Origin of the sequence: Endozoicomonas sp. ISHI1 (assembly GCF_024606225.1) — a bacterium.
GTDB lineage: Bacteria > Pseudomonadota > Gammaproteobacteria > Pseudomonadales > Endozoicomonadaceae > Endozoicomonas_A.
The window spans coordinates 33,562-50,734 of the sequence record NZ_JAGRPU010000020.1 but is presented as its reverse complement, the minus strand read 5'-3'; the positions used below and the strand labels follow the sequence as shown (position 1 = coordinate 50,734).

Sequence of the window (17,173 nt, the reverse complement as noted above, 5' to 3'; positions counted from 1 at the left end):
AACAGGACCGACTGCAGACTCATCTACCGGCAAGTTTGATATCTTTCTTAGAAACGAGGTTCAAATGAGGCTCTTTGCTCTGATGGACGTAACTTTCAATACCACCTCTGCCACTACCGGTGATCTCACTGGTTTCACTCCTTCCTGTGTTGATTCAAATGTTGAACGATACGAAGTCAGTCTGGCAAGCGACCATAATTTTACATTGGAACCATCAGGAGCAGGTCCTGCAGACGAAATCCCTTATTTGTTGACCTATTCTCAGAAAGGTGGTGCGGCGGATCAGGTCTGGGGAGCGGGTCAGTTGGTGTCGGGTGCTGTGGCAGGTGATTTTAAAAGAGATGGCCCTATTGGAGGTAACACTTGTGATGCTGCTCTGGACTCTAAAATTACTGTAGACATTAAAGAAGCGGACTATAAAGGTAAAAGTGTAGGCGTATATTCAGACACTGTCACAGTCGTAGTCACAGCTATTTAATCCCTAATGGCCGGTAAAGTTGACTCTGGTCTGGTCACTGGCTTTCCAAAAAATATGAAAGCGGCGCTGAGTAACAGCCCTGAGTCGGCCCTCGGTGTAAAGTACCTCTGTCAGGTAATTAAGTATCAGAGCAGTAACGAAAATGATTGTTTCGGGCCATGACAAAATGGAAATGCGTTGACATTTTATGTGTTGCGTTGCTCATGGTTTTTGTTTGCTCGAAAACTATGGCCAATCAGGCGCTTTTTCTTGCCCAGAATAAAGCTCCCAAAGGTTTTGAGACCCTTAGTCAGCCTCAGCGATCGCTGGTGGATATTTATTATGGCAACCGCTATTTAACCTCCCAGCTGGCTACCTTCCAACCCGGTGAAATTACCCTTTCCAATGTTAATGATGTGGTTCGCCTTATCGGTTCGGTGAACGATCCTGTTTTTTTGGCTTCGGCTTTATCCGGCGAGTTGAATACCCATACTGAGGCTATTTGTCCGCCCGGTGTCACCAAAGATTGTGGTGTTCTTAACCCTCCCGTTGCCGGTGTGATTTTTGATGAATCCCGCTTCAGGGTCGATGTGTTTGTTAATCCCCGCTTCCTGTTAACCCGAGCTGCCGATGTCAGAAAATACCTGCCGCCTTCTGACTCAGGCTTTGCCATGATGCAAAACTTTTCGGCAGCAGTAACCGGTATATCTGAAGATGCCAATGGCAGTGACTATACTTTGTACGGCCTGACGCTGCTCTCTTATCATGAAAATAGTGTGTTGTGGAGCTGGGACTATTCAAAGTCTCAAGACTTCTCGGTCAATCAGCTATACGGTCAGAGGGATTTTGAAGGCTTTGAGTACGATGTTGGCCTGCTTTCAAGTCGGGGGTTTGGCCTCAATTTTACGTCTGATCAGCCCCTTGTCGGAGCCCGGTTTCGGACTTCTGATAACACCAGAGAAGATACCGATTTCAGTGGCGGTATGCCGATCGATATCTTTATGCCGCTCAGGGGCAGGGTTGAAGTCAGACGAGATGGACGACTGATTGCGTCTTATTTTCTTGAAGCGGGTCTTCAGGCTCTGAATACCACTACTTTTCCCACGGGTGCCTACGATATAGACATCCGGATTCTGGATGAGCAGGGTAACCTTCAGTCTGAGGAAACCCGTTTCTTTGCCAAGCAGTTTCAACTACCGCCTGAAGGTGAATGGCTGTTTTTTGCTGAGACCGGGCGTGTGATGACATCGGTTTTTGATGGGGTTCTGCCTGATAGTACTCAACAGTGGTTGACCCGGGCCGGTGTGAGTCGGAGAATTTTTGAGACGGTGGCAGGGACTTTGTCTGCTGCCGCTACTTTAGATACTTCATTGCTTGAGCTGGGGCTATTCAAGTTGGGCTATCGTTATGAGTTATCACCCTCGGTGATGCTGGCAGATAATGGCAGCTATGGTATGACTCTCATAGCCAGAACCTGGCTGGGCAACGCCTCTTTGAATGGCAGTTATCGACGACTCTGGAGGGACGATAGTGAAGTGGAAAATTCCGATCGCCCGGCATTGATCGGTGATGCTTTTGAGCAAAGCAGTTTTTCTATTGCAGTACCCCTCTGGAGAGGCGCTGCCAATTACCGATTCAGCAGTAATAGAAATAATAACGATGGCAGAACAGAAACCCACGGAGTGAGTTATACCGCTACCGTTTTCAGAACGCTGGATTACGATACGAATGTTACTTTCAGTTTCAGTGAGTCAGAAGGTAACTCAGTAGCATTGTTGAGTCTGGAGTGGCGATTTCGTCAGGATCGATGGACTTTCCGGGTTAACCCCCGGGCTGAGGTTCAAGACACTAACGGCCTGGAAGACAGAACAGAAAAAATGAGGCTGTCAGCCTCCTGGGATGATGGTGACCTTTATGATGGTCAGCTGATTTCTACTGTCTCTGCAGAAGCGGGAAGTGGCGAACGAAGACTTGATGGTGTCTTGCAATACGGTGACCGTTTTGGCAAAGCAGCATTGACGGTTAACCATCGTTCAACAGAGGCCAATCGGGTTACTAACTATAACGGCAGTTTCAGTACCAGCTTTCTGACCGATGGCAATGTTGTGGCTATGGGTGGAGAGCGAGTGGCAGAGAGTGCTCTGGTGGTCAATCTGAAGGGTCGTGAAGGCGACGTGTTTGATGTAACCATTGACGGTCACAGAAGAGGTTATGCCGTGGCAGACAGACCGTCGGTGATCCCGCTGGCACCTTTTGAACAATATACCGTAACCCTGTCGCCTTCAGGGGATACGCTCTACAGTTTTGATGAGCGGGAGCGACGTGTCACCCTGTATCCCGGCAACGTCGTGACGCTGGACTATGAGGCTATACCCCTGAGACTGCTTTTTGGTCGCTTGTTGATGAAGGGTAAGCCTCTGGACGGAGCTCGGATTATTGGAGGACTTTATCCTGCCAGTTCGGACGATATTGGCATGTTCCAGATAGAAGCCCGCTCAGATACTCATGAGTTGAGGATTGAACTCGAGAATGGTTGGCAATGCACTGTGCCCGTCGTACCGGATGACAAGCAGTACATACTAAGAATGGGAACCCTGGATCTTTCCGAGTATGATTGTGGTCCCGATCTTCAAGGCCAGTTGACCAATGGCGAACGGTAAGGCTCCTGAGTATTAATGATACTCGGTTGTACAGCGATACTTCGATGGTTAAAGTTGGGGTCCGGTCAAAATAAAGCAGATGTTGTTTTCTTATGATGTTTCTCAGAGGAGTACTTGCGCTAATTGCACTGACATTAGCTAACACAGCTTCGGGCTTTTTCGTTTTTGGTCAGCCTCAGTATACTGCGCCGCTTGTTACCTGGGCCGGTGGGGATGTTGACATCGACCTACCTTTGCAGTTGCAGTCGTGCAATGGCACCGGTCTTGGGTCGCGCTTTCCTCGCTGTGGCTGGTTTCGACAATCTGAAGATTACACCATTGAAGCTTCTGGTTTTGATTTCATCTCTTCAGGGAGTGCTCCTGCTATAGAAATGTCCCGGGTGGTCTTTGAGCAGGGGGTAAATTCATTGTTGCTAAAAGATGGTAGCAATATTCCGGATACGAGTTCGACATTCCTGGCTCCGGGGACTTGGAGACAGGTTGGAGGGCAAGTATCGGTCAAGGTGAATGCTATCGAGTTAGAAGGGCGTCAACCCGGAAATTATCAGGCGGTATTAAAGCTCAAAGGCATGGAGAGTGGTGGTTTTATTCCTTATACCGATAACACTGACCTTATCTTTGAGCTGAAAATTCCTGATCGCATCCAGATCAGTGGCCTTAAAGACATGGCGCTTAGTGACAAGAATCTTCAGGGTAATATGGATTTTTGTGTATACACTCAAAGCGGATCTGACTTCACTGTCAGAGCCACTGGGTTGACGGGTGCTTTTCTTTTATCAGGTCGGGTGGGTTATCAGTTAAGAGTTGGGCAAGGGGGCTCCATGGAAACTCTGGTGCCGGGAGTGGATGGGCAGCCCTGGAAAGGTTCTACTCTGCAGTATTGTGGCGGTGGCTCCAATATGAATTTTGAAATTACCGTACCTTCATCAGAAGTATCCGGGCTCGAACCCGGCATCTACAAAGATACGGTAACGGTGACAGTATCAGTTCATTAAATCAGAACGTCTTTCTTTCCTCAGTGCTGCCGTTGAACAAACCGTATTCGACTTCAGTGTTGCTGCTGGGGATTTTCAATGTCCAGCTCTGCCCGGCATAGAGCCGTTTAATATCATCAATGTCAGTGCACTGACGCTTGCCTTTCTGGCCTGAGCAGAATTGCCCATTTCGTAATACCACATTAATGTTGCCACTGTTGGTAAAAGTGATTGAGTCTCTCTCTCGCTTGGCTGTCACTTTGTATTCCGGATTTTCCGGGCGAACAAAGACCAGCGCCTGGTATGCAATCAGCAGTTTAATAGCGTTCTGAGTGGCTTCCAGGTCACCGACGACGGGTTTGAAGGTCACCCTGTAGACCGACTCTACTTTTTTTGGTGTTTCAAGGCTGACCAGTCGAACTGTTTTTCGGCTGTTGGGGGCGACAATGGTTTTCTGTGGCGTGCTGAGTAATTTCAGCTCGGAGGGGTCGGTAATACGAACCCTTTCTTCCTGATCAGTTCCGGGGTTAACGACTTTGTAGACCTCAGTCTGCAGATACAGATTTTCCTTATCCGGATTGGTAACGACTATGTCCTGACGAGGGGATTTGTCCGGCTCGAAATAAACGATCATTTTATCCAGAGACATGGCACCATAGGTATTGAGGGACATAGCCAGAGATACCATAGCCAGAGATGCCATAGCTAATAATTGAGGTAAGCGAGGAAGTTTAAGCCATGACCGCATCTGTTGGGCCCTTGTGTTTCTGTAATCTGGTCCAGTCACTCAAGTGATCTCTTTTTCATCATCACTATGAATATCAGGCAATAGTCTTGGGGTTCCATTTTACGGGCACTATTGCCTGTGGTAAACCATCTTATTCGGCATTGATAATCAAGTTCAGTTCACCTTTGAGGGGCTGCTGAGCGACGTCTTGAGGTAGCTTCACCATAAAACCCGTTCGACTGCTATCGCAGTCTGAGTTGCCTGATAGTGCATTGATCGGGTTGCTGTTCTGACCGCTGTTAAGGGCCTGGGCTTCCTGATTAGAAGGCCACAGGTCGACTTCATAGTTATAGGATCTTTGATCATTTCTCAGAGCATAGGAGCCACCCGCTCCTGAACCTTCTGTGACAACAGAATACTGATTAATCCCTGTGCCCCTGATGCAAATAGGCTCCACTTCATTGAATGTGGCAACGGTTGAAGTCGCATCATTGAGGTTGGGAGCGTTTGAATCAGCGTCATCCGTTTGAGATATGGACGGGGTTGCTATGGAGGCTTGCAAGTTAGGCTTTATGACCAGGCGAATACCGAAAGAACCTGTGGAGGTTTTTCCAATGCTGCCTTGCTGTGCAGAATAAGTCGAAGACGTGATTAGAATAAACAACGAGGCAACTAAGCCTCTGCAGACCATTGCTGAGAGTTTCATATTACACCTACTTCCTGTCTGGTGTTACTTAAGTCGAGTATAGAAATTCTCAGAAACTTGATTGGCAGGACAGTTTAACGGGTGGCAGAGCAAGATATTCGGGCGTGTTGATGTGCTCAGAGGGAGAATAACGTCAGAAACGGCTCTCCCTGGTTGTCACAAACGTTATTCTGTCAAAGCTTTGTCAGACATTTTCAGCTCTTTCATTTTACGGGTCAGGGTGTTTCTTCCCCAGCCTAAGAGCTCGGAAGCATCTCTTTTTCGACCTCCCGTATGTTGCAGAGCTGATTCAATCATGATCTTTTCAAAAGCGGGGATCGCTTTGTCCAGAATGCTGCTGTGACCGGCCGCAAGCTCTCTGTCTGCCCAGAGACGAAGCTGTTGCTCCCAGTTGCCTGGCTGGAGCGTCACTGGGCCACTGTCGGGCTGGCTTAACAGTTCAGGTGGAAGGTCAGAGATCAGTACTTCCCGGCCTGAAGCCATTACCGTCAACCAACGACAAGTGTTCTCCAGCTGTCTGACATTGCCGGGCCATTCCAGACTGGCAATAAATTTCGCCGTTTCCTGGGTCAGTACTTTGGGTTCAACGTTCAGCTCCTTGGCGGCCCTGTCCAGAAAATGTCTGGCCAGAACAGGGATATCTTCTGAACGCTCTCTCAGTCTCGGCAGGTGAATCCGAATAACATTGAGTCGATGGAATAAGTCCTCACGAAATGTGCCTTCCTCAACCAGCTTTTCGAGATTCTGGTGAGTGGCTGCAATAATACGGACATCGACTCTAACCGGGGTATGGCCACCCACTCGATAGAACTCACCATCAGCAAGTACCCGAAGCAATCGGGTTTGTGTTTCTGCGGGCATGTCCCCTATTTCATCAAGAAACAGTGTGCCATTCTGGGACTGTTCAAAGCGTCCCTTGCGCATGGCTCCGGCACCAGTAAACGCCCCTTTTTCATGACCAAAGAGTTCTGATTCAATCAAATCTCTGGGTATGGCTGCCATATTGAGGGCAATAAAAGGATTGCTGGCTCTGGGGCTATGCTTGTGCAGTGCGTGGGCAACCAGTTCTTTACCTGTACCGGATTCACCATTGATGAGTACGGTAATATTCGATTGCGATAACCTGCCAATGGCACGGAAGACTTCCTGCATGGCGGGTGCTTCACCGATAATCTCAGTGCCGTTATCAACCGCCTCGATCACCTGTTCTGTCTTTTTCTGACAACTGTGCTCAATGGCGCGTTTGGCCAACGAAACGGCGTCGTCTATATCAAAGGGTTTGGGAAGGTATTCAAAAGCGCCACCCTGATAGGAAGAGACAGCACTTTCAAGATCAGAATGGGCAGTCATAATGATGACAGGCAGGTCCGGGTAGGTTTCGTGAACTTCCTTGAGAAATTCCAGCCCATTGGTACCAGGCATTCTGACATCGCTGATAATAGCTTCAGGCTGAGAGTATTGCAGCTCCCGCAGAGCCTTATCGGCAGAATCAAAGACATCGGCTTCGATCTGTTCTCCGGCCAGTGCTTTTTCCAGCACCCAGCGGATAGAACGATCATCATCAATAATCCAGACTTTAGAATCCGTACTCATTAATTACTCCTGTTGTTTATCCGCTCAAGACTGCCTGAGGTAAGAAGGTTGGGATGTAGGCTCATTCACCGTTAGCGGGAGATAGACGTGAAAGCAGGTCTGCCCCGGTTTACTGTCACATTCAATTAACCCCTGATGCTGGCTGATAATGTACTGAGCCATTGGTAGCCCCAGGCCGGTTCCTTCCGCTCTGCCGCTGATCATGGGATAAAAAATATTTTCCTTGAGGTGTTCGGGAATGCCGGGACCATTGTCAATGATGGACAGATGACAAACAAGCTTCCGGCGTTGATTGCCAATTGTGAACTGTCTGGATATACGGCTTTGAATGGTTATTTGACCATCACTCAGAGGCATATGTTGCTCTATGGCCTGCATGGCGTTTCGCACCAGGTTGAGGATAGCTTGAATCAACCGCTCTCTGTCTGCAGGAAGATCAGGAATACTGGGATCATAATCTTTGACAACAGACAGCTGGCCGCCGGTCTCTGCATGTATTAACTGGATAACCCTTTCCAGCACTTCATGAATATTCAAACTGTTCATATTGGGAGGCTTGATGGGGCCGAGCATCTGGTCAACGAGATCTCTGAGCCTGTCCGCTTCCTCAATAATGATCTGTGTGAACTCGCTGAGTTCTTTGTCATCCAGTTGTTTGTCCAGCAGCTGGGCTGCGCCCCTTATACCTCCAAGAGGATTTTTGATTTCATGGGCGAGTCCACGGGCAAGAATACGAGAGGTTTCCTGTTTGGCGATCAGGGATTCTTCACGAGTGATGCGCTGCAACCTGTCTCTTGGGTGAATCTCCACTAACAGGCAGGCGTGCTGGTTTTCTATGGGGGTAATGGTGTAATCAACCAGTACCGAGGTTCCATGAATGACGATTTCTGATTCTCTGCGGGTAAACTGCTGGTTCTGTTCCAGGGCACGCTGCAGATCTTTCATCATAGAGCCATGGTCAAGCGACTGCGATGGTGGCAATTGCAGGCCACTTTTTTCGCTGATATCCAGGAGTGCTTCAGCAGCATGGTTCATGAAAGCGACACGAAGCTCTTGATCCAGAGCGATAATGGCCGTGTTTAGATTTTCCAGTACAAATTCATTGATCACCGACTGACACCCGGATAAGTGGTGGTTGTTATTTCGTTGTCTGATAAAACATAACGCAAGAATTGAACCAACTGTTGCCAATCTCTTTCAGTACGTGACCTTTTTGCATCAGGTTGCACTTCTGAAAAAAATTGGGAGAACTGGAATTATAAGTCAGTTTGTTTGAGTGCACCAAAATAGTGCGACAACAGTCTTCAAAGGGCTGGCGCTGGTACCGGTACGGGAGGTCTGAAAACTGTTCTCTGTACGTGCACAGTGCTGTTGGCGGTTTTTAAGGTCTTGCCGTTTCGGTCAAGAATAGCCACTGATAACTGGTGAGTACCCCGATCGACATTTTTTAGTTTGAACTGAGTTTTTCTCTGTGGTTTGCCCTGCTGAACACCATCGATTGACAAGGACAGACTATGACCTGAGGCCAGCCTCGGTTCCAGACTGACTTCAACTGTGAAGTTGCCATTATCTCTGACGGTCGAATCATTGGCAGGCCTGGTAATCGTGAAGACTGGATAAATGTCTTCTTTATGGTCATCCAACACCTTGATGGTCGAATGACCCGTTGTCTGGGTCGGAGGTATGCTGGTAATGGGGGTGAGCTGCACAGGTTCGGCCTTTTTATTGGCACCAGGGCTGTCAGTGAATGTGACATTGCCATTCTTATCGACTGTTCTATAAATCTCAGAGGTCTGTCCAGGCAGGGGTAGGGCCAGCAATAAGATAACTATTATTCTTTTCATGATGGTCTGCGACTGATTCCGGATTTTCCTAGGTTACTTTAGAGCAGGCTTGTTTGCATCCGTTCAGTGAAGAAAGGGTGATGAAAGAAGTTTATTTCGGGTTTGCTGAAAGGCTTGCTAATTTGGGGTGCGAAAAATAGAAAGGTCTAAATAACAACCGGAGTGCTGTCCATGGGGACAGACACTCCGGCTTTTGGGCTGTTGAAGTGTTGATGACAGGTGTCGTTCCTGCCTTGCTTGCTTACACGCTGTAGTAGAGATCGAACTCAGCTGGGTGAGTGGTCTGGCTGACCTGTACGCACTCTTCTTTCTTCAGTTCGATGTAAGCGTCGATCATGTCGTCGGTGAATACACCGCCAGCAGTCAGGAACTCACGGTCGGCATCGAGAGCAGCCAGAGCTTCTTCGAAGCTTTCTGCAACGGTTGGGATCTCAGCCGCTTCTTCTGCAGGCAGGTCATAGAGATCCTTGTCAGCAGCATCGCCTGGGTGGATCTTGTTTTTGATTCCATCCAGACCAGCCATCAGCAGGGCAGCAAACGCCAGGTATGGGTTAGCCGTTGGGTCAGGGAAGCGAACTTCCACGCGGCGGGCTTTAGGGCTGTTTACGTAAGGAATACGGATGGAAGCAGAGCGATTGCGGGCGGAGTAAGCCAGCATAACAGGTGCTTCAAAGCCCGGGATCAGACGCTTGTATGAGTTGGTGGAAGCGTTGGCAAAGGCATTAATCGCTTTTGCATGTTTAATAACACCGCCAATGTAGTACAGAGCGTTTTCGCTCAGACCGGCATAGCCGTCGCCAGCAAACAGGTTTTCACCGTCTTTGCTCAGGGACATGTGAACGTGCATACCGCTGCCGTTATCGCCTACCAGAGGCTTGGGCATAAAGGTCGCAGTTTTTCCGTATGCGTGGGCAACATTGTGTACGGCATATTTCAGGATCTGAACTTCGTCAGCCTTGGCTACCATGGTGTTGAATTTAACACCGATTTCACACTGGCCCGCGGTACCTACTTCGTGGTGATGTACTTCAACACCCAAACCCTGAGCTTCCATTGCTGTGCACATGGCAGCACGGATGTCGTGCAGGGAGTCGACGGGTGGAACCGGGAAGTAACCGCCTTTAACTTTTGGCCGGTGGCCGGTGTTGCCACCTTCGAAAGACTTGTGTGAAGACCAGGCCGCTTCTTCAGAGTTGATTTCGTAAGAAGCGCCGGAAATGTCGACATTCCACTTAACATCGTCAAATACGAAGAACTCTGGTTCCGGACCAAAGAAAGCAGTGTCAGCAATACCGGTTGACTTCAGGTACTCTTCAGCGCGCTTGGCAACTGAGCGTGGATCACGCTCATAGCCCTGCATGGTAGAAGGCTCGATGATATCGCAACGAATGTTCAGGGTGGTTTCGTCAGTAAAAGGATCGATGACGGAGCTGCTGTCATCAGGCATCAGGATCATGTCGGATTCGTTGATGCCTTTCCAGCCGGCAATGGAGGAACCGTCGAACATTTTACCCAGCTCGAAGAATTCGGCATCGACTTCGCTGACCGGCAGGGAAACGTGCTGCTCTTTACCACGGGTATCAGTAAAACGAAGGTCAACCCATTTTACATCGTGATCCTTGATCAAGTTCAGGGTCTTGGACATTTATTATTCCTCCAAAGGACTTATAGCTCTCGTTGAGCACCGCAGGTCGATCGTGAGGCCAGAGCCTTGTCAATCGGTATGGCGGTTTACCAACATTTACTAGTATCGTGCCGCATTGGCGGCTGTTCCGACACCGTCTCAGCAATTGCTGTGCCAGTATCGAAAACCGGTTGATTTTTCTGCGTTCTATAACGTGGCCATGCCTGAGCATAAGCCGAATGTGGGTAGTCGCACCGAAAAGAACCTCATTAAATTCAATAGATGCACAAAAAAAGTGCGCGTAGTTTCTTTAATGTCTCGGTTTGGTGCGCTTGCCCGTTGCTTATCCATAGAACCATTCCCAAGCGGGGCCCAGTGTAGCGTGAATCTGCAGAGACTACTAATAACCTTGTGGTCTTTACGGAGTGTTTAAGCTGATTGTCTACTGTTAGCCGGGGTTACCGGTGTCTGGGAGTCTTCTGTATAATCGGGTGGATTGGTTTCTTATTTTCCTAACTGGCATCTGGACCGGTTCTCTTCGTGGCTTGTGGCGGCGCTTTTCTGTGCTGACACTTTTCTGATGGCGGGGGCCGGGCATACAATTTTATGAAGTTCATCATCAAGCTGTTTCCTGAAATCACGATTAAAACGCCTCCGGTGAGAAAGCGTTTTATTAAGCAGCTGCGCAAGAATATTCGTAACGTTCTCAAACGGGTCGATGAATACGTCGAGGTGGCTGGCACCTGGGATTTCATCGAGCTGGCAACCAGTCATGATGATCCCCAGCTGGTGGCTCAGGTCTCCGATCTGTTGAGCCACATTCCTGGCATCGCGTACTGGCAAAAGGTGGTTGAGTATCCGCTGACAGATTTGGATGACATTCTGGATAATGCTTTGCACGTCAATCGTGAACTGCTGGCCGGGAAAACCTTCCGGGTCACCTGTCAGCGCACAGGTAAACATGACTTTCAGTCCATCGATGTTGAACGATATGTTGGCGGTGGACTGAATACTCGAACTGAAGCGGCTGGTGTCAAGCTTAAGAATCCGGACGTTGTCGTAAAAGTTGAGATCAAGGGAGATCGTTATTTCCTGGTCACGAACCGTGGTAATGGGTTGGGTGGTTACCCACTGGGTTCTATGGAGCCAGTGTTATCGTTGATCTCGGGTGGTTTTGACTCGACGGTTTCCAGTTTCCTGACCATGAAGCGAGGTATCAGAACCCATTTCTGTTTCTTTAATCTGGGTGGTCATGCTCATGAACTGGCAGTTAAAGAAGTGGCTTATTATCTCTGGAGCCGCTTTGGCTCTTCCCATAGCGTCAACTTTGTTACGGTTCCTTTTGAAGGGGTCGTCGAGGAGATTCTGACCAAAGTAGATAACTCCCAAATGGGGGTTATTCTCAAGCGAATGATGTTGAGAGCCGCAAGCCAGGTTGCAAAAGAGATGTACGTTGAAGCCGTAGTGACTGGAGAAGCTGTCGCTCAGGTTTCCAGCCAGACACTCACCAATCTGGCAGTTATTGATTCTGCTACAGACCATCTTGTGTTGCGTCCGCTTATTGCCATGGACAAGCAGGACATCATTGATATCTCAGTCAGGATCGGTACAGAGGAGTTGGTAAAAAATATTCCTGAGTACTGTGCGGTGATCTCAAAAAATCCAACCACCAGAGCCAGGCCGGAAAAAATTGCAGCGGAAGAGACCCGTTTTGATTTTTCCATTCTGGATGCAGCGGTTGCCGATCGTCGTAAAGTTTCCGTTTCTGATATCATTGCCGATGACTTGACTCGTGAAGAAGTCGAGGTAGTTGAGACCACGAAACAAAACGACATTGTTATTGATATTCGTCATCCGGATGAAGAAGAGATCAAGCCCTTCGGCCTTGCTGACCGTGAAGTCCTGACGATTCCCTTCTATCAGCTCAGGACAAAATTTGCTGAACTAAACAAAGATAAGCACTACCTGCTGTATTGCGAAAAAGGGGTGATGAGTCAGTTGCACGCCATGCACCTTCGTGACGAAGGGTATGAGAATGTCGGCGTTTACAACCCAGGCAAAGAGTAACCGATAAGATTATGAAAATTGCGATGATTGCCGCTGTTGCCCAAAACCACGCCATTGGCATCAATAATAAAATGCCCTGGTACTTGCCTGGAGATCTTCGTTATTTTAAGGCTGTCACCATGGGCAAGCCCATTATTATGGGACGAAAGACGTTTGATTCACTGCGCAAGCCTCTGCCGGGTCGAGCCAATATTGTTATTACCCGTGACAAAAACTGGTGTCATGAAGGGGTTAAGGTGGTGCACAGTCTTGAAGACGCCATTTCTTTGGCGGAAGAAGTAGCCATGATCAATGGTAATGAAGAAATTATGGTGATTGGTGGTGAGCAAATTTATCGTCAAGCCCTGGACAGGGCCGAAAGGCTTTATCTCACCAAAGTCTTCAGGTCGTTTGATGGCGACGCTTTTTTTCCAGAAATTGATGATAGTGAGTGGGATATTATCGCCCGGGAAGATCAGGTCTCAGAAGATGAACAGGCTCTGGAGTTCAGCTATCAGGTACTTGATCGCAAGCCTGTCTGAGGTTTCTCCACACTTGCCTTTTTGGGCCAGCCAAACTGGCCCTTGTCCTCTAGTGAAGAGTAACTCCGTTTTCCTCGCTTTGCCCTGTATGTACTGTCTTCGGCAGCATTGAGCGCAATACAAAATCACAGCAGCGCCTGAGGCAGCTATAGTTTAAATATTGTTGTTTTCTTATTTTTTTATTCGAATCAAAAATTTAAGTTTGATTTCTCATAATCTTATCCAAAAAAACGAACATTTTTTTGTTTAACATCTTTTTCTCAGGGATTGAGAGGCATGCCACCAGGGATTCAGAACCAGAGAGGTTCTTCTCTCTCTGCTACAGAGCGAAAAAAGATCGCCACAGCGTCAGAAGCTTCCAGCCTGGGTCAGATTGATTACGGTCGATGGCGCGGTCGTATGGTCTCTGTTTTCTCGGGCATTGGCGGTTTTATCAAGCGTCTTTTTGGTGGAGGTTCCTCATCAGCAAAGGCTCTCAGGGTTTACGATTCTTTCCGTTATGCTGCTCACGCAGAATTCTCTTCCCCTATCCAGCGCAGCCTTCGTGACTACCATATCGCCTGTGCCATGGCATATCACGATGTGTGTGTGCTAGGTGAAGAGAAGAAAGGTGAGGAAATGAAACTGGTGTTGTCAGGAGGCAGAGAAAAAATCAGTGAACAGGTTCTCAATGAAGTCAGAAAAACCGTTTCCTCTTCCACCGTCGAGCTGACTTATAAATACCTTGCAGAAGATCGAGCACTGCCAGTTGGCTTTTTGAAAAGGGCTCTGTTACCGGATTTAATTCAGAGCACAGCGAAAGACTTCAATGTAGATGCTGTCACAGCCGAAGCCACGGTTGCCAAACTGGCACAAGATGCAGGGCTTCTTGACGATACGGATATCACTTTTGAACGCATCCTTGAAATCAAGAATGCGTTGCGCTGGCGGTTTGCACCGGAGACTCATATACCGGTCAAACAGGTAATGGCCAGAAAAGGAAGAGATCCTGTCAGTGGTTTTGATGCTTCTAATCCTGCCGCAACCCCTCCCGGACTTGATAGACCCAAAGCTACACGTTATCACCTGGATGAAGTCGACAGGACTCATATTCAGAATGTTGTGGATAAAGGTGGTGGTATCAAGCTCAAGAATACGGATACTCGTGACAGGATCAAACGTCATTTTCTCAGGAACAAGAGGTACTTTAGTCTTAACTCCGCTGCCATAGTAGTTAGTACCGTGCTAATAGGTCTGGTGTCGGGAGGGATTGCCGCTGCGGCGGCTCTATTCAGCTATATTGCCTGGTACGGTGCATGGAGTGGTGGTACTGAGCTGATTCGGATGACCAAGGCCATTAGGGCATTACAGAGGGCTGAAGCATCTGCTGATTACAAGCTGGAAATGAATGACCTGGGTGTTCTGTCAGAGATGGATGACAAGAAGTTTCGCGTGTTCCTGAAAAGCCTGAGATACATTTGCAGTCATGAGACCTTAACCCGCATCTTCAATGCCTATTCTGCGCTGGAGAAAGACGCTCAGTTGAGACTGGAGATGGAAAGAGAAAAAGATGAGAGCAATCTTGAAGCCGTGATTCGTCTGGAAGAGGGCAAAGCCCGATACCTGTACCGCAGACGCAACCTGCAAGATGCTTTCAAACTCTATAAACGTTTGTACACAGCCGCAGTCAGTGACGTTGAAAGAATGGATCAAGAGTGGGAGCCGGTTCTGGATCAGCTGTGGAACTGTAAATTCAAAAACATGGATCCTGAGAAAAGAGAACGCTTGTTCAGTGATGCGGCGAATGATCCTCGAGTGATCGGTAAGTCTTACCACTTCAAGACCAAACAGACGGGGTGGTTGCAAAAAGTCTTCCCTAAAATGACTGATGATTTAACCAGTGATGGCTCTATTTCTTCCAAAGAGGCTGTGGAAGAGCTGGAGCGGGTGTTGAAAGAGGAAATGCCCGATCTGGAGCTCACTGAAGAAGAAAGGAGTCGTTTTAACACTCATGCCAACAGGGTGGCAAATGCCCTGATACTGGCTGAGAATGGCGTTAGAAGTTATTTGAACGTCTGGTTGAAGGGAGCCATTAAATCAACCATGCTACACGGCTTTAAAGTGGTCTGGCATGCTTCCGAAAGTGTGCCAAAATTGGAAATTTCACCTTATCTGCCCAGGCCCACGGTGGATGGATTAATTATCTTTGGTTTTTTCTTTCTGGCAGATCTTTTTGTTAACCGTTATAACGAGGCTATTAATAAAGAACGATTTGAACGTATTATCGGAAAGAAGACAGGCAAAAGTGTAGTCTGGGATTGGCAGGGTCAGGAGGCTAGAACCGGGCGGGAAGAAATGGGCACCATGAGAAGGCTGGCTAAAGATCAGCTGGAAGATTTTGTTGATCGTATTCTGAAACTGCATGAATCCCATAAAGATGTTATGAAAGAAGTCAGGCTCCAGGAGCAACTGGCCCAGGTCAACCCCAACTCGCCCATGTTTGACCATATGGATGATCGGGAGGCGGCTGTGTTAATTCTCCGACGCCAATATCATCACCAAATTATTTCTGAAATGATGGTGGGGGCTATTGGTAAATACTATGAAAGTGTCATGACCAAAACCGCGTTCTGGGATCAGCAAATGAGCCACCTTATTCCTCCCCAGACTTCGATTTAACTGTTATAGAACTTCCGTAAACCTTTATCTTGTGCCTCAGAGTTTCTTGAGCAGAATTCTGGATTGTCTCTCCTCATTGTATTGGTTGCGCTTCTCCTCAGGCAGAGACTTTTGGGTGGATTCAGAAAAACCTCGTTCAACAAACCAATGGCTGGTCTGAGTCGTCAATACAAACAGGGTATCCATACCCTGCTGGGCAGCCTGTTCCTCTATAGCACTCAGGAGAAGGTCACCACGATTTTTCTCCCGGTAGTCAGGGTGGATCACCAGACAGGCCAGCTCTGCAGCTTTTTCTCCCGAAAACAAATGGATAGCCGCACAGCCAATAATCATACCGTCCAGAGAAATGACCCGGAACAGCCGAATTTCGCGTTCCAGCTCTTTTCTGGAACGTCTTCTGAGAATGCCTTTTTGTTCCAGAGGCCTGATGAGCTCAAGAATCCCCCCCACATCCTCAATACTGGCAGCACGAATTTCTTCATAACGGTCACGCGAAACCATTGTGCCAGAGCCGTTACGGGTAAAGAGCTCCAGTAGCAGTGAACCGTCCTGCTCATAGCTGATCAGCTGTGCGCGCTCCACTCCACCGTGACAGGCAGTGATGGCTGAGGAAAGCAGTCTCCTGTCCTCACCATCAAGATTCTGGAGTAATTTTTCAGCTTCCTGGGGGGAAAGACGACTGATCTGTTGACCATGCCGGTTCTGGACGCCATCAAATTGTGAGTACAAAAGCAATTTTTCGGCTTCAAGGTGGATGGCCGTATGGGTGGCGACTTCTTCCACCGCCATGTTGAACAGCTCGCCTGTCGGTGAATGACCGAGGCAGGAGAGAAGCACTATGTAGCCACTGTCTAGTTGCTGCTGGATAGCTTCTTTATCTATTTTGCGAATCGCACCGGTGTGGAGAAAATTCTGTCCATCGATCACACCCAGAGGTTTTGCAGTCACGAAATTGCCACTGATAACCCGAATGCTGGCCCCATGCATAGGAGAGTTAACCAGGCCGAGTGAAAGCTTGGATTCAATTCGTGCACGAAGATTACCCACAGCATCCATGACGCATTCAAGACACTGACGATCCGTAACCCGTATTTCATTATGAAATTTGGACTCAAGGTTCCTGGCACTCAGGCGTTCCTCTATCTGAGGTCGCGCGCCGTGGACAAGAACCAGTCGAATGCCCAGACTGCTCAGCAAGGCAATATCGTTGATGATATTGTTCAGATTAGGGCTTGCCAGAGCTTCACCGCACAGAGTAATGACAAATGTTTTGCCATGGTGGGCATGGATGTAAGGTGAACTCTGCCGGAAAAATTTTACGTAGCTCTTATTCAAATTCATG

The 17,173-nt window shown here is 48.3% G+C and carries 13 protein-coding genes; 6 read left to right on the top strand and 7 right to left on the bottom strand.

Features of this window, described 5'->3' with window-relative positions; genetic code table 11:
- Window positions 1–82: 82 nt before the first annotated feature.
- From KBW69_RS13830 to KBW69_RS13820, 3 genes are all read left to right on the top strand, one after another.
- A complete protein-coding gene (locus tag KBW69_RS13830; RefSeq protein WP_257281219.1) occupies window positions 83–478 on the top strand; it encodes a hypothetical protein in 396 nt (131 codons plus the stop codon).
- A gap of 203 nt (window positions 479–681) precedes the next feature.
- Window positions 682–3,117 carry a TcfC E-set like domain-containing protein gene (locus KBW69_RS13825; RefSeq protein ID WP_257281218.1) on the top strand — a complete coding sequence of 812 codons (2,436 nt, stop codon included), beginning with the start codon at window positions 682–684 and terminating at the stop codon, window positions 3,115–3,117.
- A 92-nt stretch (window positions 3,118–3,209) separates the two neighbouring features.
- Window positions 3,210–4,112, top strand: a complete 903-nt coding sequence (locus KBW69_RS13820) for a hypothetical protein (RefSeq protein ID WP_257274998.1) — start codon at window positions 3,210–3,212, stop codon at window positions 4,110–4,112.
- 1 nt (window position 4,113) lies between these two features.
- On the opposite strand, the gene KBW69_RS13815 is transcribed toward KBW69_RS13820, so the two are convergent.
- From KBW69_RS13815 to glnA, 6 genes are all read right to left on the bottom strand, one after another.
- Window positions 4,114–4,878 carry a fimbria/pilus periplasmic chaperone gene (locus KBW69_RS13815; protein WP_257274999.1) on the bottom strand — a complete coding sequence of 255 codons (765 nt, stop codon included), beginning with the start codon at window positions 4,876–4,878 and terminating at the stop codon, window positions 4,114–4,116.
- 91 nt (window positions 4,879–4,969) lie between these two features.
- Complete coding sequence (locus tag KBW69_RS13810; protein WP_257275001.1) at window positions 4,970–5,524, bottom strand: hypothetical protein; 555 nt, start codon at window positions 5,522–5,524, stop codon at window positions 4,970–4,972.
- Window positions 5,525–5,689: 165 nt separating this feature from the next.
- Entirely contained in the window at window positions 5,690–7,117 is a 1,428-nt protein-coding gene (gene glnG, locus KBW69_RS13805) for a nitrogen regulation protein NR(I) (protein ID WP_257281217.1), read from the bottom strand.
- A gap of 24 nt (window positions 7,118–7,141) precedes the next feature.
- A complete protein-coding gene (glnL, locus tag KBW69_RS13800) occupies window positions 7,142–8,227 on the bottom strand; it encodes a nitrogen regulation protein NR(II) (protein ID WP_373690698.1) in 1,086 nt (361 codons plus the stop codon).
- A gap of 194 nt (window positions 8,228–8,421) precedes the next feature.
- Entirely contained in the window at window positions 8,422–8,961 is a 540-nt protein-coding gene (locus KBW69_RS13795; RefSeq protein ID WP_257275004.1) for a DUF4124 domain-containing protein, read from the bottom strand.
- Window positions 8,962–9,202: 241 nt separating this feature from the next.
- Window positions 9,203–10,606, bottom strand: coding sequence for a glutamate--ammonia ligase (gene glnA, locus KBW69_RS13790; protein WP_257275005.1), 1,404 nt, complete (start codon window positions 10,604–10,606; stop codon window positions 9,203–9,205).
- 585 nt (window positions 10,607–11,191) lie between these two features.
- Here glnA and thiI point away from each other — a divergent pair.
- The 3 genes from thiI to KBW69_RS13775 all read left to right on the top strand — a co-directional run bounded on the left by thiI (window position 11,192) and on the right by KBW69_RS13775 (window position 15,831).
- Entirely contained in the window at window positions 11,192–12,652 is a 1,461-nt protein-coding gene (gene thiI, locus KBW69_RS13785; RefSeq protein ID WP_257281216.1) for a tRNA uracil 4-sulfurtransferase ThiI, read from the top strand.
- Between the two features lie 11 nt (window positions 12,653–12,663).
- Window positions 12,664–13,173: a dihydrofolate reductase gene (locus KBW69_RS13780; protein WP_257275007.1), complete on the top strand. Its 510-nt coding sequence runs from the start codon at window positions 12,664–12,666 to the stop codon at window positions 13,171–13,173.
- A gap of 276 nt (window positions 13,174–13,449) precedes the next feature.
- Window positions 13,450–15,831 carry a hypothetical protein gene (locus KBW69_RS13775; RefSeq protein WP_257275008.1) on the top strand — a complete coding sequence of 794 codons (2,382 nt, stop codon included), beginning with the start codon at window positions 13,450–13,452 and terminating at the stop codon, window positions 15,829–15,831.
- A gap of 36 nt (window positions 15,832–15,867) precedes the next feature.
- Here the strand turns inward: KBW69_RS13775 and argA are convergent, their stop codons facing one another.
- Window positions 15,868–17,172, bottom strand: coding sequence for an amino-acid N-acetyltransferase (gene argA / locus KBW69_RS13770; protein ID WP_257275009.1), 1,305 nt, complete (start codon window positions 17,170–17,172; stop codon window positions 15,868–15,870).
- Window position 17,173 lies beyond the last annotated feature (1 nt).